The sequence below is a fragment of the Flavobacterium restrictum genome, assembly GCF_007097245.1.
GTDB lineage: Bacteria > Bacteroidota > Bacteroidia > Flavobacteriales > Flavobacteriaceae > Flavobacterium > Flavobacterium restrictum.
On record NZ_VJZT01000001.1, the window covers coordinates 234,468 to 259,326 of the forward strand.

The 24,859-nt window shown below is 36.5% G+C and carries 23 protein-coding genes; 17 read left to right on the forward strand and 6 right to left on the reverse strand.

Going from position 1 to position 24,859, the window contains the following annotated elements; genetic code table 11:
* Positions 1–55 precede the first annotated feature (55 nt).
* Together FNW21_RS00990 and FNW21_RS00995 are read right to left on the reverse strand one after the other, a co-directional pair.
* Complete coding sequence (locus tag FNW21_RS00990) at positions 56–649, reverse strand: 3'-5' exonuclease (protein WP_144254863.1); 594 nt, start codon at positions 647–649, stop codon at positions 56–58.
* Position 650: 1 nt separating this feature from the next.
* Positions 651–2,567, reverse strand: a complete 1,917-nt coding sequence (locus FNW21_RS00995; RefSeq protein WP_144254864.1) for a DUF294 nucleotidyltransferase-like domain-containing protein — start codon at positions 2,565–2,567, stop codon at positions 651–653.
* 182 nt (positions 2,568–2,749) lie between these two features.
* Between FNW21_RS00995 and FNW21_RS01000 the strand changes: the two genes are divergently transcribed.
* Positions 2,750–3,256 carry a DUF2911 domain-containing protein gene (locus FNW21_RS01000; RefSeq protein ID WP_144254865.1) on the forward strand — a complete coding sequence of 169 codons (507 nt, stop codon included), beginning with the start codon at positions 2,750–2,752 and terminating at the stop codon, positions 3,254–3,256.
* A 279-nt stretch (positions 3,257–3,535) separates the two neighbouring features.
* Positions 3,536–4,765, forward strand: coding sequence for a multidrug effflux MFS transporter (locus FNW21_RS01005; protein WP_144254866.1), 1,230 nt, complete (start codon positions 3,536–3,538; stop codon positions 4,763–4,765).
* 15 nt (positions 4,766–4,780) lie between these two features.
* Here the strand turns inward: FNW21_RS01005 and FNW21_RS01010 are convergent, their stop codons facing one another.
* The 4 genes from FNW21_RS01010 to FNW21_RS01025 all read right to left on the reverse strand — a co-directional run bounded on the left by FNW21_RS01010 (position 4,781) and on the right by FNW21_RS01025 (position 9,872).
* Positions 4,781–6,061 carry an NAD(P)/FAD-dependent oxidoreductase gene (locus tag FNW21_RS01010; protein WP_144254867.1) on the reverse strand — a complete coding sequence of 427 codons (1,281 nt, stop codon included), beginning with the start codon at positions 6,059–6,061 and terminating at the stop codon, positions 4,781–4,783.
* A gap of 101 nt (positions 6,062–6,162) precedes the next feature.
* The gene (locus FNW21_RS01015) at positions 6,163–7,500 is read right to left on the reverse strand and encodes a DEAD/DEAH box helicase (protein ID WP_144254868.1); all 1,338 of its coding nucleotides are present in this window, start codon (positions 7,498–7,500) and stop codon (positions 6,163–6,165) included.
* 154 nt (positions 7,501–7,654) lie between these two features.
* A complete protein-coding gene (locus FNW21_RS01020; RefSeq protein WP_144254869.1) occupies positions 7,655–9,193 on the reverse strand; it encodes a DEAD/DEAH box helicase in 1,539 nt (512 codons plus the stop codon).
* Between the two features lie 151 nt (positions 9,194–9,344).
* The gene (locus tag FNW21_RS01025; protein WP_144254870.1) at positions 9,345–9,872 is read right to left on the reverse strand and encodes a DUF6155 family protein; all 528 of its coding nucleotides are present in this window, start codon (positions 9,870–9,872) and stop codon (positions 9,345–9,347) included.
* A 105-nt stretch (positions 9,873–9,977) separates the two neighbouring features.
* Between FNW21_RS01025 and FNW21_RS01030 the strand changes: the two genes are divergently transcribed.
* From FNW21_RS01030 to FNW21_RS01100, 15 genes are all read left to right on the forward strand, one after another.
* Positions 9,978–10,262: a DUF3817 domain-containing protein gene (locus FNW21_RS01030; RefSeq protein ID WP_144254871.1), complete on the forward strand. Its 285-nt coding sequence runs from the start codon at positions 9,978–9,980 to the stop codon at positions 10,260–10,262.
* Positions 10,255–11,511 (forward strand): mechanosensitive ion channel family protein, encoded by a 1,257-nt coding sequence (locus FNW21_RS01035; RefSeq protein ID WP_144254872.1) that lies wholly within the window; start codon positions 10,255–10,257, stop codon positions 11,509–11,511. Before FNW21_RS01030 ends, FNW21_RS01035 begins: the two co-directional genes overlap by 8 nt.
* Before the next feature lie 20 nt (positions 11,512–11,531).
* Positions 11,532–11,924, forward strand: coding sequence for an ACT domain-containing protein (locus FNW21_RS01040; protein WP_144254873.1), 393 nt, complete (start codon positions 11,532–11,534; stop codon positions 11,922–11,924).
* A 339-nt stretch (positions 11,925–12,263) separates the two neighbouring features.
* A complete protein-coding gene (locus FNW21_RS01045) occupies positions 12,264–12,671 on the forward strand; it encodes a glyoxalase (RefSeq protein ID WP_144254874.1) in 408 nt (135 codons plus the stop codon).
* A gap of 210 nt (positions 12,672–12,881) precedes the next feature.
* Positions 12,882–13,595, forward strand: coding sequence for an alpha/beta fold hydrolase (locus FNW21_RS01050; protein ID WP_144254875.1), 714 nt, complete (start codon positions 12,882–12,884; stop codon positions 13,593–13,595).
* Between the two features lie 55 nt (positions 13,596–13,650).
* The gene (locus tag FNW21_RS01055; RefSeq protein ID WP_144254876.1) at positions 13,651–14,598 is read left to right on the forward strand and encodes an ATP-grasp domain-containing protein; all 948 of its coding nucleotides are present in this window, start codon (positions 13,651–13,653) and stop codon (positions 14,596–14,598) included.
* Between the two features lie 22 nt (positions 14,599–14,620).
* Positions 14,621–15,727, forward strand: coding sequence for a carboxylate-amine ligase (locus FNW21_RS01060; RefSeq protein WP_144254877.1), 1,107 nt, complete (start codon positions 14,621–14,623; stop codon positions 15,725–15,727).
* 41 nt (positions 15,728–15,768) lie between these two features.
* On the forward strand, positions 15,769–16,599 hold the full coding sequence (locus FNW21_RS01065) for a type 1 glutamine amidotransferase (protein ID WP_144254878.1): 831 nt from the start codon (positions 15,769–15,771) through the stop codon (positions 16,597–16,599).
* A gap of 15 nt (positions 16,600–16,614) precedes the next feature.
* Positions 16,615–17,805 (forward strand): hypothetical protein, encoded by a 1,191-nt coding sequence (locus FNW21_RS01070; protein ID WP_144254879.1) that lies wholly within the window; start codon positions 16,615–16,617, stop codon positions 17,803–17,805.
* 429 nt (positions 17,806–18,234) lie between these two features.
* Positions 18,235–18,798 carry a gluconate 2-dehydrogenase subunit 3 family protein gene (locus tag FNW21_RS01075; RefSeq protein WP_144254880.1) on the forward strand — a complete coding sequence of 188 codons (564 nt, stop codon included), beginning with the start codon at positions 18,235–18,237 and terminating at the stop codon, positions 18,796–18,798.
* Positions 18,799–18,853: 55 nt separating this feature from the next.
* Positions 18,854–20,557, forward strand: coding sequence for a GMC oxidoreductase (locus FNW21_RS01080; protein ID WP_144254881.1), 1,704 nt, complete (start codon positions 18,854–18,856; stop codon positions 20,555–20,557).
* A gap of 11 nt (positions 20,558–20,568) precedes the next feature.
* Positions 20,569–21,735, forward strand: coding sequence for a Gfo/Idh/MocA family protein (locus FNW21_RS01085; RefSeq protein WP_144254882.1), 1,167 nt, complete (start codon positions 20,569–20,571; stop codon positions 21,733–21,735).
* Between the two features lie 25 nt (positions 21,736–21,760).
* A complete protein-coding gene (locus FNW21_RS01090) occupies positions 21,761–22,813 on the forward strand; it encodes a sugar phosphate isomerase/epimerase family protein (RefSeq protein WP_144254883.1) in 1,053 nt (350 codons plus the stop codon).
* A gap of 12 nt (positions 22,814–22,825) precedes the next feature.
* Positions 22,826–23,191, forward strand: a complete 366-nt coding sequence (locus FNW21_RS01095; RefSeq protein ID WP_144254884.1) for a c-type cytochrome — start codon at positions 22,826–22,828, stop codon at positions 23,189–23,191.
* 71 nt (positions 23,192–23,262) lie between these two features.
* Positions 23,263–24,717 (forward strand): Gfo/Idh/MocA family protein, encoded by a 1,455-nt coding sequence (locus tag FNW21_RS01100; protein WP_144254885.1) that lies wholly within the window; start codon positions 23,263–23,265, stop codon positions 24,715–24,717.
* Positions 24,718–24,859: the final 142 nt, after the last annotated feature.

Sequence of the window (24,859 nt, forward strand, 5' to 3'; positions counted from 1 at the left end):
TTTACTTTAGACTACTTCTTAAAATAGATCAGAATAAATTAAACGATAAAAAAATCTATATACCCAATCTGGATTTTAATTTCAAAAACAACAATGCTGTTTTGTAAGCATCTTCGGAGGCAGAATTGCGATCACTTTTTGGGATTTTATAAATGTCGCATAATTCGTCCAGTGAAAATTGCTTATCGTTTATATCCAATAATTTGCGATGCATGACATCTACATCCAAGGCTTCGTTTTTCAAGCGACCGCAATCCAAACGATCCAGTGCTGCGTTGATCATTTCGACATCAAAATGAATGTGATGACCAACCAAAACCGCGTTTCCTATATAACCAATCAATGATTTTATGGCGTCAGGTTCAACGAGTTTTTTCATTTTGCTTTCTACAATAAACTCATTAGATAGTCCATTGTCATGCAAAAATTTATATTGCAATAATACAGCTTCAAAATTATCGCCTATAACCACGCTATTATCCACAATAGCAAAGGATCCTAGGGATAAAATAACATCTTTGACTGGACTCATACCAGAGGTTTCAGTAGATAAAACAACAAATCGCTTTGATTTGGTTTCAAATTTAGACAAATACTCTTTCCAAAATTCAGGGTATTCTTTGTTGATATTTTTTAGCCAGTCTAACATATTATGAAAATTGTGTAAGTTTAAATTTCCCTTTGATCAACTCTTCTAATTCTCTCATTGGAGCAAAATTATTCTTTAATTTTTCTTTATCAATTTTAGACATTTCGTTCAAATTAATAAACTGACCGCAATCATCATTTTTTAAGCCTTCAATGGTTCGAAATTTCGACAAGGTTTGAAACGCATCGGCGCAATTCAAATAAATTTCAGCATTTTTGGGGTCAATCATGGCTAATTGCTTGAATCTCATATAGGTATTATTAACCCCTTTGATGTTGTAATGTAAAGTAAACAATCGGGCACCATCAATAAGCGGCATCAAAGCACGCGTTTTAATGTCAAATTTATCTTTGTTTTCTCCATCTTCTTCAATAATGAACTTTTTGAAAAAACTCAAAGGTGCATTTTTCTTTAAAGCATCATTGCCTAAAAAATCAAAGAAAAGTGTATTGTTTTTGGCATTTTTGAAAATGATATTTTCCAGGGCTTCTTCAATTTTGGGTTCTCCAAAAGCAATTTCAAAATCAAAAAAGAGGCTACTCAAATCATTGCTGTTTTCTCCTGGAGTATTCATCCAGCTGTTGTATTGTTTTGTCCAGTCTGTCAGTGATTTACACCATAGCATATTGCTTCCCATATGCCCATTTGGACACAAATCAAAACCTACTTTTTCGAGTGTTGCCGTTGTTCTTCGTCCTAATCGCAAGAAATAATCTTTTACTTCACGGTATTTGTCGGGAGTGACATCTTCAAAAACCAAAATACTATCCTGATCAGTCATTAATAGCTGTTCTTTTCGGCCTTGACTACCAATACTCAACCATGCAAAACGGGCAGGAGGGGAGCCTAAATCTAAAATAGAAAGTTCCACACTTCGTTTTATGATAGCCAAATTGATTTCGCTAGCAATATTGGTAATATGCGAGATGGGAATGTTTTTATGAATCGAATTCTGAATCAAATCCGTTAATCGTTCGCGTATTTGTTTTAAATCTTTTGGCGTTTGGGAACGTTTTATTTCTTTGATTAAAACCCCAGGGTTGCTGGCTTGAGCAATGATTAAATCGTGCTCGGATATGATTCCTTTTACAACAGATTTAGCCGTTCCGTCTAAAGTTACGCACAAATGCGTGACATTGTATTTGAGCATCAGCAATTGCGCTTCGGCAAGGGAAACGTTTTCTACAACCGTAATTACGGGCGATGCCATAATGGTCGCAATGCTATCAGTAATTTGAAATCTTCCAGTAGCAATTTTGGTACACATATCCCGATCTGTAACAATACCAATGGGAAAATTGTTTTCACAAATGATAACACTGCTCGAAATTTCTTCGGTCATTAGCTTGGCAATATCCTTTATAACGGCAGTAGTGAGCACTGTTAATGGGGATGTATTGTAGGTTAATGATTGAAAATATTGAATTTCCGATTGTTGATCGGAATAAAATACATTATCCGAAATGAGTTTGCCACGCAAATTTTCTTTGTCATGATGATTGGGAGTATTGGTGGCAAAACTTTCTAACAAAAAGTTCAATACAAGTGTGTTATTGGCAACAAAAGGTCTAAAAGTGGCAATTGGAATGGCGTAAACAATACTTTCTTCCCGAGCTTTGGCGGTCATCATGTAATTGTTTTTGGCAAAAAAAGGACGCAACCCAAAAATATCTCCTTTATGACATTTATTCAATAAAGTTTCTTCGGCATCGGCAATTACGGATAAATTGATAACGCCCGAAGCCACTACATAAAAACTATCGTGCAAGACATCATTAATTTGAAACAAGGTTTTGTGTTTTTCTAAATTAACAACCCGAATACTCGTAGCAATCTCTGATAATTCTTCAAAAGTTAAATTATCAAAGGGCTGGTAATCCTTCAAAAAGTCTGCAATATGGGCTGCAATAGTATTCATAGCTTGTTTAAAATAAATTTATGGTTTGTAAAAATAATAAAATAAAAAGTCATTTTCGTATCCATGTAAGGGGAAAACGATTAATTTATACAATTCATAATTTTTTCATAAAAATGTTAAAAATTATCCTAAATTGAATACTGTTTTTTACATTTATGACGTAAACTAAATTATTTAAAATCATGAAATTATCCAAAAAACTCCTCGTAATTGCTTTTCTAATCGCAATAGTACCCTTTGCTAATGCGCAAAAAAAACTAGCCAGTCCTGCCGAAACGGTATCGGGAAAAATTAACGGTGCCAGCATCACGATTAATTACGGAAGCCCATCTGTAAAAGAAAGAAAAATTTGGGGCGGATTAGTTCCTTTTAATCAAGTTTGGCGTGCTGGAGCTAATGAAGCCACCACCATTGAAACTGATAAAAGCTTGACTATTGAAGGCGTTACATTACCAGCAGGAAAATATTCTTTTTTTATCATTCCAAGTGAAACCGAAAGTACTATCATTTTTAACAAAGAACCAAAACAATGGGGTGCTTATGATTACAAAGAAAAAAATGATCAATTGCGCGTTAAGATAAAACAACAAGCAGCAACCACAAGCACCGAAAAATTAGCATATTTTGTTAATCCAAACGATATTACGTTAAGTTGGGAAAAATGGAATTTTGTTATGAAAGTCCAGTAAATATAAGGTTTAATTCCAATTTTTAATACAAAACAAAAAGGGCTTTCCTTTTTGTTTTTGTAAAAGTCTATTTTACATAATATAAATTATAGTGCAAAATACAACAGTAGGAAATAAGTAACTTGAAAAGCTATTTGACAATATAATAATTATTTAAAAGAGCACTTGTACTTCTAACTGACGTTTTTAGTATTTATAACGAACAAGTTTATATAGAAAAATACGTTTATCCCAGCAAATACCTTCATTAGACTTATATTTGCACTTTAAAAAAAAGAAATGACCAAAACCAATTATTTAAAGCTAATTCTCATATTAGGTTCTATGACAGCACTTGGGCCATTTTCAATTGATATGTATTTGCCCGGTTTTGCGGGAATTGCCAGAGATTTGAATACTACAGTTGCCAATGTTTCGATGACATTATCCAGTTATTTTATTGGAATTTCCGCTGGACAATTACTTTATGGCCCGTTATTGGATCGATTTGGACGCAAAAAACCGTTGTTTATAGGCTTGTTGATTTATATTTTGGCTTCGTTGTGTTGCGTTTTTGTCAAAAATATTGATGCTTTTATTGGCTTACGTTTCATACAAGCTATTGGTAGTTGCGCTGCTACTGTGACTTCTGTCGCTATGGTTCGGGATTTATTTCCTGTAAAAGATATTCCAAAAGTGTTCTCAAAATTAATGTTGGTTGTTGGGCTTTCGCCAATGCTGGCACCAACAATTGGTGGGTACGTAACGGCATATTACTCTTGGCATGTGGTGTTTTTGATTTTGATGTGTTTGGGAATACTTGTTTTTCTAGCGGCTTGGCTAGGACTTCCTTCAAAATTTATTCCCGATACTACCATTTCGTTGAAACCAAAACCCATAATCACTAATTTTATAGAAATTATCAAAGTTCCACAATTTTATACTTATGCTTTTACGGGTGCAATTGCTTTTTCAGGATTGTTTACTTATGTTGCGGCTTCGCCTATTTTATTCATGACCATTCTCAAAGTAAGTGCTAAAACCTACGGTTGGATTTTTGCTTTTATGTCCATGAGTTTTATTGGTGCTAGTCAGCTGAATTCCCTATTGTTGCGGAGGTTTAAAAGTGAGCAAATGATTTTTGGCGCACTCGTAGCCCAATCAATTATTAGTATTTTATTTCTCATAGCAGCTGTAAACTCATTTTTGGGCTTGTATGAAACAATTGCTTTTTTGTTTTTATTTTTGGCTTGTTTGGGTATTTCAAATCCCAATACTGCGGGTTTAACCTTGGCTCCTTTTGCCAAAAACGCAGGAAGTGCCTCGGCATTAATGGGTGCAATACAATTGGGTTTGGGTGCTTTTGCTTCTTTTATTGTGGGTGTTTTTGTAAAAAATTCAATAGCTCCTATGGTTGTTATTATGTGTTTTTCGACAGTAACGGCATTTTTTGTTTTGATTATCGGTAAACGAACAATCAAAAATACCATTGCGACTTCATTTGAGGATGAAATTACAATGGTACATTAATATTTTTTTGGATTTTTAACAGATTGTCTGTTCGCCTTTAACTCTTTTTTCAGGTCTTATAATCATGCGCAATGATTGGTCTTTGGCAAAATAAGCAGTGGTCCAATGATAGAAAGTATTGATTCTATTGCGGTATGTGATTAACGAAATTAGGTGTACAAAAAGCCAAATAATCCAAGCAAAAAAGCCTTTGAAATGCATTTTGGGTTTGGGCAAGTCGACAACTGCTTTATTTTTTCCAATAATAGCCATCGATCCTTTGTCATTGTATTCAAAGGGGTGCAACGGTTTATTATGCTGCATCGCCTTGAAATTCGCCGCTAAATTCAATCCTTGTTGAATAGCAACTTGTGCCACTTGGGGATGTCCCTCTGGAAAATTGGTATCCGTAAGTTGAATGCAGGTATCGCCAATGGCATAAATATTTGTCATACCGTTGACTTTATTGAACGCATCGGTAGCCATTCGTTTTCCTCGCCCGTAACTTTCTAGTGGAATTCCGTCAAAAGTTCTTGCCGAAACTCCTGCTGCCCAAATTAAATTTTTGGTTCGGATGGTTTCTCCGTTTGTAAAAAATACGGTATCGTCTACATAATCATTCACACGACTGTTTAATTTTATGACCACTCCCAGATTGGTGAGAGCTTCCAGCGTATCGGTTTGGGACGCCACACTCATTGGTGCAAGTAACGCATCTCCACCATCGACCAAATAAATATTACTTGCTGTGGTATCGAGTTCAGGATATTCTTTTAGCAGTATGCTTTTTCTCATTTCGGCAAACATTCCTGAAAGTTCCACCCCAGTTGGCCCGCCACCTACTACCACAATAGTTAGCAATTCACGACGTTTCCTAATGTCTTTGCAAATGGCTGCTTTTTCTAAATTTTTCAAAATAGTGTTGCGCATTTCAATAGCATCATTGAGCGTTTTCATTGGAATGGCATTTTTTTTGACATTTTCCATTCCAAAATAACTGGTTTCGGCACCCGTGGCAAAAACCAATTGATCGTATTTTAGTTCGTCATTGCTTAAGATGATTTTATTTTCGAGGGGAAGTACTTGCAGCAGTTCGCCCAAACGAAATTGCAGGTTTTTTTTTCCTGCAAAGAATTTTCGGAATGGATAACTAATGCTGGATGGTTCTAAAAAAGCTGTTGCCACTTGATAAATTAGCGGTGGAAAAAAATTATAATTGTTTTTATCCACAAGTGTAACATGAATTCCTTCTTTATTGAGCAATTCTTTGGCTAGATTCAATCCTGCAAATCCTCCACCAATAATGACAATCTCCATAAGTATTTAATTTTTTGTTGCATAAAAAAAAACATTTCATAAATATACAGTATTTATGAAATGCTTTTTGAAAATAAGATTGTAAAATAAATGCGAGAAATTTAGTTTCTTTTTATTTTTTTAATTGGTTTTTCTACGGGTTCATTTTTTGATTGAAGCACATAATTTGCAATCAATTTTTCGATCAATTCGTCCTTGGTCAAATGATGGAAAACGGTTTTAATTTTGGTTTTCAATTCTAAATCAACATCATGATTGGGTTTGGTTTTAAAGATTTGCTTGGCCCACAAAAGCGTATTGTTCTCCTCGATACTCGCCACGGTTGGTTTTTTGAATGCTGTAAATTGAATGCCTAATGCGGTTTCAAAATCAGTAATTTCTGACACTTCTTCGGGTTGTAAAACGGTCAAAGACAATCCTTTTGCCCCTGCCCTAGCCGTTCTACCGCTACGGTGTACGTATACTTCGTACACATCAGGTAAATGATAATTGACTACATACGTGATGGCGGCCACATCGATTCCTCTAGCAGCCAAGTCCGTTGCGACCAAAATAGTGATGTGACCTCCTCTGAATTGCTCCATGATTCGATCCCGAATACCTTGTGACAAACTCCCGTGCAACGCTCCCGACGAAAACTTATTTATGGCTAGATTTTTAGCCAGTTTATTGACAGCGGCTTTGGTTTTACAAAAAATAATACCGCGTTCTCCTTCTTTAGAATTCAAAAAGTGCATCAAAACGTTGAGTTTTTCAATAGGATCTACCACAATATAATGGTGGTCAATTCCTTGATTTCCTACCGTTTCCATATTGGCACTTATTTGAACTACATTTTTGTTCAAATAGTTCTGAACCAGTTGCTTGATGGTGCCAGGTAACGTTGCCGAGAATAAAAAAGTACGGTGTTCTTTAGGGATTTGGGTAATAATTGTATCTAAACTTTCCCCTAAAATACTGACCATTTCATCGGCCTCGTCAAGGACTAGAAATTGGGTTTGTTTTAAGTCAATTGCTTTGCGTTCTATTAAATCGATCAATCTTCCTGGTGTGGCTACTACGAGATGTGTAGGTTGCTTTAGGCGTTCGATTTGGGGTTTTATTGGAATACCGCCACAAGTTGCTGCCATAGCAATATGAGGCAAGTGTTGTGCAAAATCTTCTAAATTTTTGAAAATTTGATGTCCTAATTCTCGCGTTGGTACTAGTATTACTGCTTGAATTACAGGTAAATCCGTGTTGATGAGTTGTAAAAGTGGCAATCCAAAAGCAGCTGTTTTTCCAGTTCCAGTTTTGGCAAGACCTACTACATCCGTGGTGTTGGACAACACTAGCGGAATTATTTTTTGCTGAATTTCCGTAGGTGTAACTATCCCTAATTGGGTTATGGCTTTGCATATTGGTGCTGAAATTCCTAAATCAGAGAATTGTTTTGACATTTTTTTTGGATTTTGAAATAGTTATTTTGAAAACGGATGCCCTAGCCCTGATGGAAGTGAAAATCCTTATGAGCCGGGGTTCGGCTCATAAGATTGCAACGTACAGCAGGAATTAGCTCCTTGAAAAGAAAACGATAGGAGTAAATGCCGGAAATTAATCGGCTTCGTTCATGATTTTCTGTCGGTATTTTTTTCCTGTCAACAAGACTAATTTTAGTTTGTAATCGTCAACGAGCCATTCGCGGTAATTTTTGCTGCATTGACTTAAGCATTTGGAGTAGCGCTTGATGCGACAATCAATGTCATCATCTAGTTCTTTGCCCAATGCTTTGGCTTCTTGCAGGGTTTCGGAATTGTCTACGCACATGGAGGCATGTTGTTCAAGTGATTTTTCGAGTACTACTTTTGAGCGTAAATTTTGTTTGATAATCAATTTGTGTTCTTCATCGACATCAAAAGTTACGACAGCTGTTTTGCTGAATTTGGCTCTTAATTCTGGTGGCATAGCGTATTTAAAATACAGCTCGATTTCGTTATCGTCTCTTAAGTTTTCCAGATAAAACTCGGGTGATTTAAAGATATGTTGCCAGTTTACGGGTTCGCTCCAGAGTCCAAAACGTGCGGCATTGTTCCCTAAATCGATTACGGTAAACTCATTCTTGTTGGGCAATTTTCGGGAGCCACGACCAATCATTTGGAAATACAATGTCAATGATTTTGTGGCTCTATTTAGAATTATTGTTTCTACGGTTGGCTCATCAAAACCTGTGGTCAAAATCCCTACCGAGGTCAAAATGGCGTCTGGTGTGTGCTTGAACCAATGCAAAATATCCTTGCGTTCCTCGTTGTTGCTGGTGTTGTCTAAATGCCGAATAGGGTATCCTGCTTCTCTAAAGGTCTCGTAGACATACAAGGAGGTGTTGATTCCGTTATTGAAAATTAGGGTTTTTTTGCCCAATGATTTTTCGGTGTAGGCGTGCAATAATTTTTCTTGCATGGCCATATTGGTATATAAATCGTCCGATGATTTTACGGTATAATCGCCATTTATTCCTACTTTCAAGGAAGTCAATCCTACGTCATAGCTGTAGGTTACGGCTTTGGCCAGAAAGCCTTTGTCAATCAAGGATCCTATGGTATCGCCCACAATTAATTCGTCATAACTTTCGTGCATGGGCAGCTTGATATTCGAACTCAATGGTGTGGCGGTAACTCCTAATATAAAGGCGTTTTTGAAAGAACTCAAGAGTTTTCTAAACGAATTGTAATGGGCTTCGTCAATGATTACTAAACCTACATTGTCTAGATGTAGTTTCTCGTCATTGATACGGTTTTTGAGGGTTTCGACCATGGCAACAAAACAGGAATAATCGTTTTGATCTGGAAGTTCTTTGACTTTGCTGTTGATAATTTTGTTTTTGACATCAAATCCTTTCAACATTTTTGAGGTTTGTTTGCACAACTCGATACGGTGCGTCAACACCACCACTTTTTTATCGTGTTGCGACAAATAACGACGAACAATTTCCGAGAAAACGACTGTTTTTCCACCGCCTGTTGGTAATTGATATAATAAATGGTGTTGCGCTGGAGCATTATCAATTCGTTCAAAGATGGCGTCTATATCTCCTTTTTGATAGGCATATAGTTCTTTTTTGTCTTCAATTTCAATTTCTAAAGTTTCTTGTAACATTGCTTTTTATTGGATTTTTGCAAAAATACACCTAAAAAACAGTTAAACCATCACTTTTAATTAAAAAGAAATAGGTCCGATTAATTAAAATTGATTTATAATCGAATGTCAATTCTTGTTTTCACTTTTCGGTTTTATGGATGTGCTTCTTTTACAGTTCTAAACGTTCTAGAACAGCGGCAAAAGCGTCCTTATTTTTCCATTTTTGAGCTACTGTTTCCTTGTGAATTGCGATGATTCTGGTTTTGAATTCGTACAAAATTCCGTTGGCAATAGCATAGGAAACCGCTTGGTCAAAGGAGTTGTACATGCTTTTATAAAATAATTCTTGTGTAATGGTGTTTTCGCCTGAGTAGGTTTGAGCAATTTCAATCGTGTACAACATGACATCCATAATCAAGAAAGAATCTACTCCCAAAAGCAGGAAATGCTTGATGAATTTTTGAGCCACGGAGCGACGCATTTTAGGTCTACTTCTTCTGCCCATTTTTTTGATAGGGAAATATTCATGGGTGATTTTGAGTTTGCATTCCTGTAAAAGTGAGGCTTCTTTGGGATTAAAAACAAAATCGTAGTAGACTTTTACAGGAGGAAATTTGGCATAGAGTTCCAAGATTTGTTCCTCGAGTTGTTCTTTATTTAGTTCGGTCAAGTATTTTTTTAAATCACGTTTGCTCATTTCCAAAGTTTAAGAATACAAAAGTAAATTAGTTTGGGAATCCATAGACCTAAAATCAATGATAATAGTTATTTTTGTGACAAACGGTTTCAAAAAAAATAAGGTATGCTCAAAATTTTCAAGATTATTGCCATTTTAGAAGGCATTTCGTATTTGGTTTTATTTTCTAATATGCTTTTTATAAAACCAACTCATATCGAGGTGTACAAAATGTTGCTTTTTCCTGTAGGGATGGCGCACGGATTACTCTTTGTGAGTTACATCATTCTGGCTAGTATACTCAAATTTCAAGACAATTGGTCTGTGAAAAAATGGGGAATCATCGTTGTGGCTTCTTTAATTCCGTTTGGGGCTTTTTATATCGAAAAAAAACAGTTGAAAAATGAATAATTCGCTCGAAAAAATATTTGGTTGGTGTTATCTTTTATTACGAAAGTTGGGCGTGAATTACACCATTGCTTCCTACTTTAGTTTGCTGGTAAACATTGTCTTGATGTGCTGTATGGCGTATGTTTTTTTCATTGTTTTTCGGTTTGTTTTGGATAAAACTTTTAGAGCAATAGCCATTAGAACTAAAAATAAATTTGATGATTATATTATAGAAAACATCACGGGACAATACCTTTTTTATCTGGTTCCGTTGCTATTGGTTTACAAATCAGTTCCTGTGATTTTAGAAAAATACGATTATTGGGAGTTTGTTTTTGGTAAAATCGTAGCCATCTGGATCGTAGTTTTGGTGATAATGGTTATTAGAACTGGGCTAAATATTTTAAAATATTATTTAAAACAAGTTCCTCGATTTAGCGACAAACCCATCGATAGTTTTATTCAGGTTTTTAACATCATGTTGTGGCTATACGGGATTACGGTGATTATTTCAAAGATATTTGACATTAATCAAAAAGATCTTTTAACGGTTTTGGGAGCTGTTTCGGCCATAATAATATTAATTTTTAGAGACACGCTTTTAGGATTTGTTGCCAGTGTTCAAGTCGCAATCAATGATATGGTTCGCATTGGGGATTGGATTACTATGGAAAAATTTGGGGCTGATGGTGATGTTATCGAAATTAATTTGGCTACCGTAAAAGTGCGCAATTTTGACAATACCACCACTACCATCCCTACGTATAGTTTGAGCTCCGATTCATTTAGAAACTGGCGTGGCATGCTCGATTCTAATGGGCGACGCATCAAGAGACATGTGTTGATAAAAGCCAATACGATTCGGTTTTTGAGCGAAAATGAATTGGTAGACTTGCAAAAAATCGAATTGATACGCGACTATATTACCACCCGAAAAACCGAAATTGATCTTTTTAATACCAGTCATAAGGTCGATAAATCATTGGCTATAAATGGTAGGAATTTAACCAATCTGGGGCTTTTTAGAAAATACATTACTCAGTATTTAACCAATTATCCGGGACTTAATACCGACATGCTCATGCTGTGCCGCCAAATGCAAGCAACGCCACATGGGATTCCGCTGGAAGTCTATGCTTTTTCGACGGACAAGCGATTTGAAAATTACGAATACATTATGGCTGATATTTTTGACCATATTATTGCAGCCGTTCCTTATTTTTATTTAGAAGTTTTCGAGATGCCATCGGAAAACGGCTATTTGGAATAAAAAAATTAAACCCAATTACAATGTCAGGAGAAAAAAACTTGGAAGTCTTATTGCAATCCATGAAACCAAAATTTAATACGGGCGAATATGTGTTTTGCGTGGTGCAAAATGCCCATGATGTACCGCTTGAAAACGTTCTTTTGTTATTTAGAGAATCCGAGGGAATCACATTAGTTCTAAAAAAAGAAGTTGCCGATGCATTGCAATTACACTATGATTTTGTTGCCGCTTGGATCAGTTTGACCGTACATTCGGCTTTAGAGGCGGTGGGATTAACAGCCGCTTTTTCTGGAGCACTTGCGCAGGATGGCATATCCTGTAATGTGGTTGCGGCCTTTTATCACGATCATATTTTTGTGAAATATCAGGATGCAACAAGGGCTATGGAAATCCTAAACCAGTTTTCGAATTAATACCAATGCTATTTTTTGAGCCGTATTGGCATTAAGTAAGTAAGTAAGTAAGTAAGTAAGTAAGTAAGTAAGTAAGTAAGTAAGTAAGTAAGTAAGTAAGTAAGTAAGTCGAAAGTTTAAATGTCGTAAAGTTTAAAGACCTACTATTATGTACAATCACTATATAGTTGCCGATTATATCATTTTGTCAGATTTTAAAAAGCGACATTACATTATTCTTATTACTTATCTTAATTGTAAGCCTCTTTTTTTGTATTTTTTTGTTGGAGGAAGTTTTTTTAAATTATTTGGTTTAAAAAAACATTATTAATTCCTTTTTTTTTAAATTTAGAAAAAAAAATGATACAGAGAGATGCTTTCTTAAATGAATTTCGCGGACAACCCATTGGCACAGTAACCTCCCAATCCTCCCCAGAGGAATCCTTTCAAAACGAAGTCCTCCGCCCTATTTTAAAACTTCAAAATGATTTGTTTGTTGCCGCATTTAGTAATTATGTGAGCAAAAACAAAGTTGATTTTTACCTCCATCCTGTTGCCAAAAAATTAACGATTATAGAAAACGCAATCCAAAAGGATATTAAGTTTAGAAATGCCCTGAAAGGAATGATTATAGGATTGTTTACACTAGCAGAATACCAACTGTACATAAAAAATTCGTCGAGCCTTAACAAACGAATGATGGGAATGCTCATGGAGCGCCTAAAAAGTCAAGTGCAATTATTTGATGTGCAGGAGAGCCAAAATTAAAATTGTTAAAATGCCATTTTCATTGCTTATAATTCAAAAAACGAATGGCTATTTACCTTATAATTACAATTTCTTTAGGATTTGGTAAATGTCAATTTATTTTTAAAATAAATGATAAAATCAGTAGCAATGGATGTAATTAGCATACTATTTTTTAGTATAATTGTTAAATGGTAACTGCCTAAAATTTATCAATTTTAAAACCATCCTATGAAAGAAGAATATTTCAAATGGTACTCTCCTAATTTAAGCAGAGATATCGAGATGCTAGTTTTTGGTCATTCGGGTTATCCAATAATTTTATTCCCAACCTCGATGGGAAGTTTTCACGAAAACAAGGATATGGGCTTAATCGAATCGGCAAGGTGGTTTATTGAGCAAGGATTAGTGCAAATTTTTTGCCCCGCAAGCATCGACAAAGATAGTTTTTATAACAAGCAAATTCATCCCATTCACCGCATCGAAAATCACACTTGGTATGACAAAATGATTTGCCACGAACTAGTCGAAAAAGTGCGACACAACACACCATCCGGCAAAGTTGCGTTGGCGGGTTGTAGTTTTGGCGGGTATCATGCCGCTAATTTTGCGTTCAGACATCCGGGTTATGTAAGTCACCTGTTCTCGATGGGCGGTGCTTTTAGTATCAAAAATTTTATGGATGGTTTTCATAATGACGATGTGTTTTATAACAGTCCCGAAGATTTCTTGTACGGACTCGACAATCATGAATTGTGGAATATGGATGTTGTTCTGGGCACCTCGAACTGGGATATTTGTTATGATGCTAATTTGCGATTGAGTAAAGTATTGAGCGATAGAAACGTTCACCATTGGCTGGATGTACGCCCAGACCGCGAACACGATTGGCCTGTTTGGAAGGAAATGTTTCCACATTACATATCACGAATTAAATTTTTCTAACCATTGACTTTGTTATTTTTTTTGATTAATAACAGCGTTTTTTAACCGTATAAAAATGAAAAAAATTGGAATTTTATTTGGAATGGAAGACACCTTTCCACAAGCATTTATTGATAAAGTAAATTCAAAAAACGAAAAAGACATCATTGCCGAAGCCGTTTCGATAGACAAAGTAGTTCAAAATAAAGATGGCGAATATGCTGTAATTATTGACCGGATTTCGCAAGACGTTCCGTTTTATCGCGCCTATCTCAAAAACGCTGCTTTAACGGGAACGAACGTAATTAACAACCCCTTTTGGTGGAGTGCCGATGACAAGTTTTTCAATAATGCTTTGGCGGATACGCTGGGGGTACCTTTGCCCAACACGGTGATTCTTCCCTCGGCTGAACATCCTACGGATACCACTGGAAAATCCTTTAGAAACCTAAAATACCCAATGGATTGGGAAGGAATTTTTGATTATATTGGTTTTCCTGCTTACATGAAACCCTATGCTGGCGGCGGTTGGAAAAACGTGTACCGATTAGAAAACAAAGAAGAATTCTGGGAAAAACACCAAGAAACAGGACAATTAGTGATGATGTTACAGGAAGAAATTGTTTTTACCGAGTATTTCAGAGTCTATTGTTTAGGTTGCAAAGCGGTGCGAATCATGCAATACGAACCTAGAAATCCGCATCATTTGCGTTACGTCTTGGACGGCCCTCCAGTCGATAAAAAATTAATAGCAACTATAAAAGACTATACTTTAAGATTGTGTAAAGGATTAGGATATGATTTCAATACCGTAGAATTTGCCGTTCGTGACGGTATTCCGTACGCTATTGATTTTGGAAATCCAGCTCCAGATGCCGATATTAATTCGGTTGGACAAGAAAATTTTGACTGGGTTGTAGAAGAAGCTGCAAAAATGGCCATCGCTGCCGCAAAAAAACAAAAACCAGGGAAAATAAATTTAACTTGGGGTACTTTTATGAAAGAGGCTATTGCGGTTAAATAGTGCTATTAAAATTTCAAAAAAAATGAAAAAATTACCTGTTTTTACACTAGGTGTAGAAGAAGAATATCAAATTATAGATCCTGTTACCAGAGATTTACGCTCGCATTTGTCTAAAATTGTTGATGGTGCCAAAATAATTTTGAACGAACAAGTAAAAGCCGAAATGCACCAATCAGTGGTTGAAGTAGGAACTAATATTTGCAAAAGTGTAGCCGAAGCCAAATGCGAAATAAAATTCTTGCGGTCAAAAATCGTTGAATTAGCCCAAAAGCAAGATTTAATTGTAGGCGGTGCCGGAACACATCCGTTTTCAAAATGGCAAGATCAACCCATTACTGATGATCCACGTTACCACGATATTGTTAATGAGTTGCAAGATGCGGCACGCTCCAATTTGATTTTTGGAATGCACTGCCACGTGGGTATCGAAAACAGAGAGATAGGATTGCAATTAATGAATCAAGCGACTTATTTCTTGCCTCATATTTTTGCACTTTCGACCAATTCCCCTTTTTGGGAAGGGCGTAAAACAGGTTATAAATCTTTTAGAACCAAGGTTTTTGACAAATTTCCGAGAACAGGTTTACCCGAGTATTTTGATTCGGTTAGTTCCTATGAAAATTATTTAGAAACATTGGTGAAGACCAATTGTATCGATAATCCCAAAAAAATATGGTGGGATTTGCGGTTGCATCCGTTTTATAACACCATCGAGTTTAGGATTTGTGACATGTGTTTAACCGTTGACGAAACCATTTGTATAGTGGCTATCATTCAAGCTATTGTGGCAAAATTGTACAAACTAAACATGAACAATACCAGTTTTAACATCTACCGACTGGCATTAATCAAGGAGAATAAATTTCGAGCTGCCCGTTACGGAATCGATAACAATATGATTGATTTTGGCTTACAAAAAGAAGTAGAAACCAAGTTGCTTATCCTTGAATTATTAGATTTTATAGACGATGTAGTAGACGAATTAGGAAGTCGTGAGGACATTAATTATGTACATGAAATCCTAAAAAACGGAACAGGCGCAGATAAGCAGCTTACTGTTTTTCAGGAAACCAATGATCTCTCTAAAGTTGTTGATTTTATAACCAGCGAATTTACCAAGGGTTTATAAAAATATCAAGTAACTTTGCAACTGTTTTTAAAGCCTAAAAAATGAGTTCAAAAAGTATAAAAATAGCCTTATTAGACATGTATAATGGCGAACCCAATCAAGGGATGCGCTGTATTATAGCTATTATCAATAGATTTACGCCCGTTGTTAGTTTTGAAATTTTTGACGTTAGAGGGAAATGTGAATTGCCTAAAATAGATAAATTTGATATTTATATTTCATCAGGCGGTCCAGGAAATCCGCTTCTTGGCGACGGCGATTGGGATATGAAATATTATGACTTCATCGATTCGCTAAACAAATGGAACACCGAAAACCAAATCAAAAAACACGTTTTGTTTATTTGTCATTCGTTTCAAATGGCGTGTAAACATTTTGGTCTAGCCGAAATAACCAAAAGAAACGACACCTCATTTGGAGTAATGACCATTCATAAAACGAAAGAAGGACTTTTAGATCCGCTTTTTGAAGGGCTTGCAGATCCATTTTATGCCATCGATTCTAGAGATTATCAAGTGGTACAACCCAAATTAAGTGTTTTTGCCAAAAAAGGAGCCAAAATACTGTCATTGGAAAAAATTAGAGATCACGTGCAATACGAACGTGCTATTATGGCGGTGCGTTTTACCAATTATTTTGTAGGAACACAATTTCATCCCGAAGCAGATCCCATTAGTTTTATTATGCATTTGCGAAACAAAGAATCGAAAGAAAAAATTAGAAACATGAAAGGAAAACGTAAGTTTAGAAACATGCTCGAAGATCTAGTTGACGATGATAAAATATACCGAACGAACGAAACGCTAATTCCCAATTTTCTTCGTATTGCCATAAATGACTTGATGAAAACCAAAAAAATCCTGTCCAATTAATACAATCCCAATCGTATGATTCCAAAATATCGGGAGCTTTTTAATGCCCAATTTACCGACCAAAAATATCAAGATTTCAAAAATGATATTGCTTCCGATTTTGATTATATGCCTACTTTTAGAATAGGTGAAACTCCTTTTTTTATTTCTAGAGAGTTAAAAGAACAATTAATAGAAGGTTGTAACGAAGTGATAGCTTTAATTCAACAAGATAACTTTAAAGAATTAACAAACAAATCATTAGAACTCAACACTAAAGTACCTAATGAAGATGAACATACTACTTTTTTGGCAATTGATTTTGGAATTTGTGAAGAAGATGGTCATGTGATTCCAAAATTAATCGAAGTTCAGGGCTTTCCTACTTTATACAATTATCAAGTCAATTTGTTTGAAAAATTCAAAAAACAATACCAGTTTTTAGAAACAGTAACCCCTTTTATAAATGGAATTGATGCGCAAGAATACAACGCTATTTTAGAATCTGTTATTTGTAACAATCACCCAAAGGAAAACGTCATTTTGCTCGAAATAGAACCCGAAAAGCAAAATACCAAAATTGATTTTTTGTATTGCCACAAAGACCTTGGTATTCCCGTTATTTGCGTGACCGAAATCATTAAAAAAGGAAACCAGCTCTTTTACAAGAATGAGTTTGGAATAGAAATTCTGGTAAAACGCATTTACAATCGTGTAATTTTTGACGAACTCAATCTACGCACGGATTTAAAATTAAATTTTAGTTTTTCAGATGAATTAGATTTGGAATGGGCGGGACATCCCAATTGGTTTTTTCGAATTAGTAAATTTATTTTGCCTCTTCTCAAAGGAAAATATTTTATCGAAACTACACTTTTGAGCGACTTAAAAGTAATTCCTGAAGATTTAGAAAATTACGTTTTGAAACCCTTATTTTCATTCTCTGGTTCAGGCGTTATTTTTCATGTTAAAAAAGAGGATATTGAAGCGGTAGTTGATAAAGAATTATATATTTTGCAAAAAAAAGTAAATTATATTCCCATTGTACAATCTCCTGATGGCAAAGTAAAAGCCGAAGTTAGAATGCTTTGTGTTTGGAAAAAAGAGGCTGTTGCTCCCACCTTACTTTGCAATTTAGTCCGGTTGAGTCGTGGCGAAATGATTGGCGTTAAATTCAACAAAGACAAAGATTGGGTTGGAGGAACGCTTGGTTTATTTGAACAGTAAACCCTTGTTTGTGGTTCATAAATCGATTTTCATAGTAGTTTTCGAAATTAAAACCTTTCATTTTGAGCGCATTCAGCTGGACAAAAATGAATGTTTTTTTTCTTATTACGTCATTTTAACGCATTGAAAACCAAAAATCGATTGCGTATCTGTTTTTTAACATGAAAAAACATTTAAAAACAACAACAAAAAGCTAATTTTTGATTACTTCCTTTTGCAAAAAGATGCGTTTTTGGTAGTTTTTTTTCAAAAACCTTAAAAAATACCCTCCATTATTCAAACTAATTCCTTAAAAAGGTGCAAATTATTCAATTGTAATAATAATTTAACAACTATTAAATGATTATTGCTGAAATTTATTTATTATTGTAATGATATACTAATTACATATTATTCAATAATTAATTCATACAATTAATAATTTAGCAAATGAATAGACGACAAGCACTAAAAAATGTTGCCTTTTTGATGGGAGGTGCCATTTCTGCAACCACTATGGGGGTTTTGTTTGAAAGTTTTACAGTACCTGAAAAGGAAAAAAACTTTATCACTTTTTCGGCTTCAGATGAAGAAACTTTAGCTGAGTTTGCCGAAATTATAATTCCAACTACTACATCATCTGCTGGGGCAAAAGCTGCTGGATTGGGTGCTTTTATTCCCATGATGGTAAGGGATTGTTATCCTGCTAAAATGCAAGAAATTTTCGCCAATGGACTCCAAGCGATGAATGAAAGATGCACCAAAGAATTCAACAAGAGTTTTATATCGCTTACTACAGCAGAACGGGTACAAATTGTAACCGAACTTAAAGACGAAGCTTTAGCGGCAAACAAAACCCCTTCGTTTTTTATAATAGCCAGAGATTTAACTATTTTAGGCTATTTCTCTTCAGAAATTGGTTGTACCGCAGCTCGAGAATACCTGCCTGTTCCAGGACGTTATGATGGTAGCGCTCCCTATTCGCCAGGGCAAAAAGCATGGGCAACCAACTAATATTATTTTGTATACAAGTTTTCAATAATTTTTGAATTTAAAAAAAATACGACACGTGAATATAAATACGGATTTAAAAAAACAAAATACCTACGATGCAATTGTAGTTGGTTCAGGTATTAGCGGTGGTTGGGCCGCAAAGGAACTTACCGAAAAAGGACTTAAAGTCTTGATGCTTGAACGTGGAATGAACATTGAACACATCAAAGATTACGATTCGGCGATGAAAAGTCCTTGGGAATTTGAGCACGCAGGAAAACTTACCGAAGAGCAAAAACGCACCCATCCAGTTCAAACTCGAGATTATCCTTATAATGAAGCAACCGAAAAATGGTGGGTAAATGATTTAGAATGTCCCTACACCGAAGACAAGCGTTTTGACTGGTACAGGGGCTTTCATGTTGGAGGAAAATCACTGATGTGGGGTCGCCAAAGTTACCGTTTTAGTGACCATAATTTTGAGGATAATGCCAAAGACGGACATGGAAACGATTGGCCTATTCGTTACAAAGACATTTCGCCTTGGTACGATTATGCCGAAAAATTTATAGGCGTAAGTGGGCAAAATGAGAACTGGCCGCTATTGCCAGACGGGCATTTTCTGCCTCCAATGGATTTGAATTGTGTCGAGAAATCTGTAAAAGAACGCATAGAAAAGCAGTATAATAAATCCCGTATTCTTACCATTGGTCGTACGGCAAACCTAACGGTACCGCACAATGGTCGTGGCAATTGCCAGTATCGAAATTTATGCAGCAGAGGTTGTCCTTTTGGAGCATATTTCAGTACGCAATCGTCTACTCTTCCAGCGGCAATGGCTACAAAGCGACTTACCGTTCGACCGTATTCAATTGTAAATCATATTATTTATGATAAGGACACCAAAAAAGCAAAAGGAGTTATGGTCATTGATGCCGAAACTAACGAAACAATGGAATTTTATGCCAAAATCGTTTTTGTGAACGGCTCTACTTTGGGGTCAACTTTTGTTTTATTGAACTCTACTTCCGAGGCGCATCCCACAGGACTAGGAAACGGAAGCGGTCAACTAGGTCATAATTTAATGGATCACCATTTCCGTTGTGGTGCCGAAGGAAGTGCCGAAGGATTTGAAGATAAATACACTTATGGAAGACGCGCCAATGGAATCTACATTCCAAGATACCAAAACATTGGGAATGATAAACGCGATTATTTACGTGGTTTTGGTTATCAAGGTGGTGCGAGCAGAGGTTCGTGGCACAAAGAAGTAGCGGAGTTGGCTTTTGGTCAAAACTTCAAAGAAACCATGTCACTTCCTGCCGATTCTTGGAGTATGGGATTAGGCGGTTTTGGTGAAATGCTTCCTTATTACGAAAATAAGGTTTATATCGACCATACCAAAAAAGACAAATGGGGACAACCTGTTTTGGCAATTGACTGCGAATACAAAGAAAACGAAGCCAAAATGCGCGAAGACATGATGAATGATGCCGCCGAAATGCTAGAAGCTGCAGGAATGAAAAATGTAAAAGCATACGACAACGACTGTTATCCTGGTATGGCAATTCACGAAATGGGTACGGCTCGAATGGGCAACGATCCTAAAACTTCGGTGTTAAATAAATGGAATCAAATGCACGAAGTAAATAATGTATTTGTTACTGATGGTTCTTGCATGCCATCTATTGCGTGTCAAAATCCATCGTTAACATTTATGGCATTAACCGCTCGTGCTTGTGATTATGCGGTAAAAGAATTAAAAAAAGGAAACATTTAGGTTCAAAAAACATGAATAGAAAATTAAGAATGGGAATGGTTGGCGGTGGTCAAGACGCTTTTATAGGAGCTATTCATCGCCTTGCGGCAAATATGGATGGACTTATCGAATTGAGTTGTGGTGCATTGAGCATTAATCCAGAAATAGCCCTTGCATCAGGAAAAGCCTTGTTTCTTCCTGAATCAAGAACCTACTTGACGTACCAAGAAATGATTCAAGCCGAAGCTGCTTTGCCTGCCGATGAGCGTATGGATTTTGTAACCATTGTAACGCCAAATTTTGCACATTTTGCTCCAGCAATGATGGCTTTGGAATATGGGTTCAATGTTGTAATCGAAAAACCAATCACTTTTTCATCCGAAGAAGCGAAATTACTGGCGCAAAAAGTAGCGGAAACAGGTTTAATTCTTTGTTTGACCCACACCTATTCCGGTTATCCAATGGTCAAGCAAGCCAAAGCAATGGTGCGAGAAGGAAAACTTGGTAAAATAAGAAAAGTTTGGGTCGAATACCCGCAAGGTTGGTTGAGTAAATTATCTGAAAGAGAAGGAAATGCACAAGCTGCATGGCGAACTGATCCCAAAAAATCAGGTAAAAGTTCGGTTATGGGAGATATAGGAACGCATGCGGCTCATTTGGCAGAATACATTACCGGAGCTGAAATAACCGCAATTTGTGCTGAATTAAACACATTAGTTGAAGGTCGGATTATGGATGATGATGGTGCTGTTTTATTAAAATTTGATAACGGAGCCAAAGGCGTTTTAATGGCGTCACAAGTGGCAGCTGGCGAAGAAAATGCTTTGCGAATTCGCGTATATGGCGAAAAAGGCGGTATCGAATGGTTGCAACACGACCCAAATACGTTACTCGTAAAATGGCTTGATGAGCCTATGCAAACCTTGCGAGCAGGTTCAAATTACAGTCATTTATCCACATTTGCCACCCATAATTGTAGAACTCCTGGCGGGCATCCCGAAGGATATCTTGAAGCATTTGCCAATATTTATCGCAATTTTGCTCTAACTTTGGGTTGCAAATTAGACGGAAAAGAACCCACTCCCGAAATGTTAGATTTCCCTTCAGTAGCTGATGGAATTCGCGGGATGGCATTTATTGATAATGTGGTAGCCTCATCGCTTTCGGATCAAAAATGGACTCCTTACGTTTTATCATAAATTAGGATATTAGACACCACTCAATATGACAACAATTCAAGGGCCAGCGGTCTTTTTAGCACAATTTATAGGGGATCAAGCCCCATTTAATTCCTTGGATGGCATTTGCCAATGGGCAGCTGATTTAGGTTTTAAAGGAATACAAATGCCAACTTTGGACACTCGATTTATCGATCTACAAAAAGCCGCCGAAAGCAAAACGTATGCTGACGAATTATCGGGAAAAATGGCCTCTTACGGACTTGAAATAACCGAATTATCGACTCATTTACAAGGACAATTGGTAGCGGTTCATCCTGCTTATGATGATTTTTTTGACGGCTTTGCTCCTGCTGCACTTCGTGGCAATCCAAAAGCCAGACAGGAATGGGCAGTGCAACAGTTAAAATATGCTGCCAAAGCATCGCAAAATCTAGGTTTAACAGCACATGCTACCTTTAGTGGATCATTGTTATGGCAATATTTTCATCCTTGGCCACAACGGCCTCCCGGTTTAATTGAAGAGGGTTTTGCTGAACTAGCCAAAAGATGGTTGCCTATTTTAAACGAATTTGACCATAATGGTGTCGATGTGTGCTATGAAATTCATCCCGGAGAAGATTTATTTGATGGTGAAACCTATGAAATGTTTCTAAAAGCGGTAAACAATCATTCTAGAGCGTGTTTGTTATACGATCCCTCCCATTTTGTTTTACAGCAATTGGATTACATTCAATATATTGATTTTTATCACGAACGAATAAAAGCATTTCATGTCAAAGATGCCGAGTTTAATCCAACTGGAAAACAAGGTACTTTTGGCGGGTATCAAAATTGGGCAAATCGTGCAGGTAGGTATCGCTCACCTGGTGACGGACAAATTGATTTTAAAACAATTTTTAGCAAATTGGCACAATATGATTACAAAGGATGGGCTGTGATGGAATGGGAATGTTGCATAAAGAATCAAGAAGATGGTGCTCGTGAAGGAGCTGAATTCATCAAAAATCACATCATAAAAGTGACCGATAAAGCCTTTGATGATTTTGCTGCTGTAGCAACCAATACCGAGTTAAACAGAAAAAATTTAGGACTTTAAAAACATAAAATTATGAAAATTAAATATTTAGCATTAAGCGTCGTTATAATTACTTTAACTTCTTTTTCTAAAAACAATGTAGACAAAAAGTACAATACGGCAACAGCTATTGTTGTACAAGCAATTGATGGAGAAAAATTAATTGCAAAAATGGATTGCGTAGGTTGTCATAAAGTAGACAAAAAACTTGTTGGACCAGCTTATGTTGAAATTGCCAAAAAGTATGAATCTAATGATAAAAACATCAATTATTTAGCTACCAAAATTATCAAAGGTGGTTCCGGTGTTTGGGGTGCGATTCCTATGGCTGCTCATACTAGTTTGAAAAAAGAAGAAGCCAAAACGATTGCAAAATACATTCTTTCGTTGAAAAAATAAACGCTTTTGGAAGGCATTTTTCAAAATAAAAACAACTAATTTATTCTACACCTTAAATTCCATTTGCAGCAATGAAAGAAGAAAAACAAAAAAACGTACCTACAAATCGGCGGGATTTTTTAAAAACGGGTGCACTTGCTACAGCCGCTTTTATGATTGTTCCCCGTCATGTATTGGGACGCGGTTATGTCGCACCAAGCGATAAGTTATTGATTGCCAGTATTGGTGTGGGCGGAAAAGGAAAATCCGATGTTGCCTATTTTGATAAAAGTGGGAAAGCAAATATCGCTTTTTTATGTGATGTAGATACCCGCAGAGCAGCGGATAGTGTTGCCGCTTTTCCTAAAGCCAAATTTTACAAAGATTGGCGAGAAATGCTAGATAAAGAACATAAAAATTTTGATGCAGTTTCGGTATCAACTCCCGATCACAATCATGCCATACAGGCTTTTGCAGCCATGCAATTAGGCAAACATGTTTATGTGCAAAAACCAATGGCGCATGATATTTACGAAGCTCGAATCCTGACTCAAGCCGCCAAGAAATACAAAGTGGTAACCCAAATGGGCAATCAGGGCGCCTCCAATGATGGCACCCGAATCATGAAAGAATGGTATGAAGCGGGTTTGATAGGCGACATACACACGATTCACGCTTGGACAGATCGCCCAGTATGGCCACAAGGAATTCCTTGGTCTACCGCCAAAACTGAAATTCCAAAAGAATTGGATTGGGATCTATGGCTGGGAACGGCACCCAATAAAAACTATGTCAATAAATTAGTACCTTTTAATTGGCGTGGTTGGTGGGATTATGGAACGGGAGCTTTGGGCGATATGGGCTGCCATTTGATAGAGGCGCCGTTCTCGATTTTGAATTTAAAATACGCCAAGGATGTGCAATGCAGCGTAGGTTCCGTATATGTTGACGAATTTCAAAGGGGGTATTTCCCTGAAAGCTGTCCTCCTTCTAGCCACGTTACCTTAACTTTTCCGAAAACTGAAAAAACAAATGGTGACGTGACCTTGCATTGGATGGATGGCGGTATTCAGCCTGAACGCCCTGCAGAATTAGGTGCTAATGAGATTTTTGGCGATGGAGGAAATGGCACTTTATTTACAGGTACAAAAGGCAAAATGATGTGCGATACCTATGGCTTAAATCCAAGATTATTGCCGCTTTCTAGAAACGAAAATCTTCAGGTGGCACAAAAGTATGCTCGTGTAACTGGCGGATCTGATGGGCATTACAAGCAATGGATTGAAGCTGCAATTGCAGGGTATGGTAAACAGGAAGTGAGTTCTCCATTCGAAATTGCTGGCCCTTTGACTGAAGCCTTATTGATGGCCAATTTAGCCATTAGAGGATACGATATTCAAAAAGAAGTGCTTGGCGAAGAGGTATTTCCTGGACGCTCTGCAAAATTGTTGTGGGATAACGATGCCATGAGAATCACCAATTTTGATGAAGTCAACCAATTTGTAAAACGAAATTATCGCGAAGGTTGGAAAAATATTGCGTTATAAATCAAAAATCATAGGCTAAATTGTGTATCCTCAAATAGGTACGGATTTAAGTATAATAAAACTGAATTACAACGAATTGTTTTTGTTATGGAGTTGCGTGAGGGATGGAAGCAAACTACCGAAGTAGTGCGTACAGCCCGAC